This is a genomic window from Archangium sp. (genome assembly GCF_036388035.1).
Lineage (GTDB): Bacteria > Myxococcota > Myxococcia > Myxococcales > Myxococcaceae > Archangium.
On record NZ_DASVSO010000990.1, the window covers coordinates 1 to 1,743 of the forward strand.

At 73.0% G+C, this 1,743-nt stretch carries 2 protein-coding genes; both read right to left on the reverse strand.

Annotated features, from left to right (window positions below; genetic code table 11):
* A partial coding sequence (locus VF697_RS40995) for an SIR2 family NAD-dependent protein deacylase (protein WP_331103876.1) occupies positions 1 to 788 on the reverse strand: 788 nt, incomplete at its 3' end.
* A 138-nt stretch (positions 789 to 926) separates the two neighbouring features.
* On the reverse strand, positions 927 to 1,743 hold an 817-nt coding region (locus VF697_RS41000), incomplete at its 5' end, for a hypothetical protein (RefSeq protein WP_331103878.1).

Sequence of the window (1,743 nt, forward strand, 5' to 3'; positions counted from 1 at the left end):
TGCAGGGCGGGCTTGGACGCGTCGGCCTCGGCGTCCAGGAGCTGCTTCACCCGCTCGACCACCGGGGGCAGCACCTCGCCGATGCCCGCGTCGATGCGCAGGTGGGCCAGCTCGTCGAAGGGCGTCTCCCCGCGGTTGAGGAGGATGAGCCGGGCGCCCGTCTCCAGCGCCACGCGCGGCATCTCGTTGGCCGGCGACACCACCAGCGAGGAGCCGATGACGAAGAACACGTCACACTGCTCGGAGTGCGTGAAGGACTTCTCGATCTCCTTCACGGGCAGCGGATCCCCGAAGTTCACCACCGAGGAGATGATGCGGCCCTTGCACAGCGGGCAGCGCGGCTGGCCCTTCAGCGGGCGCTGGGTGCGGTAGCCCTCGCCCCACACGCGCCGGTCCCACCCCACCTGCTGGAAGGTATAGCGGCTGTCGCAGGCCAGGCAGCGCAGCTGCTTGCCGTTGCCATGCAGCTCCGCGAGCTTCTCCAGGGGGAAGCCGGACTCCACGTGGAGGTTGTCCACGTTCTGCGAGATGAGGAAGTGCAGCTTGCCCAGGCGCTCCAGCTCGACGAGTGAGAGGTGCGCGACATTCGGGCGGATCTGCGAGGCGGGCTTGCCCCACCGGGGCGGAGGCAGGCCGGCGTCGCGGCGGGTCCACACCCCGTCCGGGCCTCGGAAGTCGGGCAGGCCCGAGTCGGTGCTGATGCCGGCGCCCGTGAAGGCCACCAGGTGCCGGCTGGCGGCGATCCACTCGGCCGCCTTTTCAAGCTGTCGCTGCAGGTTGGCGCTCATGATCGCTCCTCGCTGTGCAACCCCGCGCATCGCACGCGCCATCCCGTCCTGGCCGCGGGTCCAGGGCGAGGGGCGGTGCACGGGAGCGCGGCCGGGCGGGCGCCGGGAGAACGGGCAGGGGAGCGCCAGGAAACGGTGTTACTCGAGCAAGGAGATGCGTGCTCCCACGGGCGGCGGGGCAGAGGGGCGCAGCGCTCCGTCCTTCCAACCGAGGAAGACGAGGGAGGGGTCCTCGAGCGGCGTGTCGAAGTCGAAGCCCACGCGCGTGGGCCCCACCTCGTCCGCCTCCAGCACCGTCACCCGCATGCCGGGCAGCTCCACCCGGGAGCCCTGGGGCAGCGGGTGGCTCGCGGCGCGGAACACCCCCTCGAACTCGCTGGTGAGGAAGTGGCCCCGGGTGAGCGACAGCTCGAGGGACGTGAGCCCCGGGCGGGTGAGCACGTGGGGCTCGGGCGACAGGGACAGCGTCCACCAGGCGCGGGGCGCCGGCATGCCCCGCGAGGCCATGAACATGGGCGCGTACATGGCGAGGATGGGGGCCGGGATGGGGAGGACCACCACCCGCTGCGCGGGGAGGCGCTTCCAGTCCAGCTCCCGCTCCAGCGTCTGGATGATGGGCTCGGCCTGGTTGCCGAGCGTCCGTACGCCGAGGGTCATCGCCGGCCAGAGCAGGGGCGCCAGCACGAGGTGCGCGAGCGCGAGCACTCCGGCCCCGACGGCCGCGCCCCGGGGACGCCCGCCGCGCGCCCACGAGCGCCCCACGGACACGAGCACTACCGCCACGGCCACCGAGCCGCCCAGGCTCGGCACGAGCAGCAGGCGGTTGGAGGGGAAGGTGGCGGCCACCGGCAAGAGCGACAGCGCGGCGCCGAGGAAGAGCCAGCGGCCGTGCCGACGCTCGTCCCCGGTGAGCTCCGGCCACGCGCCGCGCAGCAGCCACGCGAGCAGCCCGAGC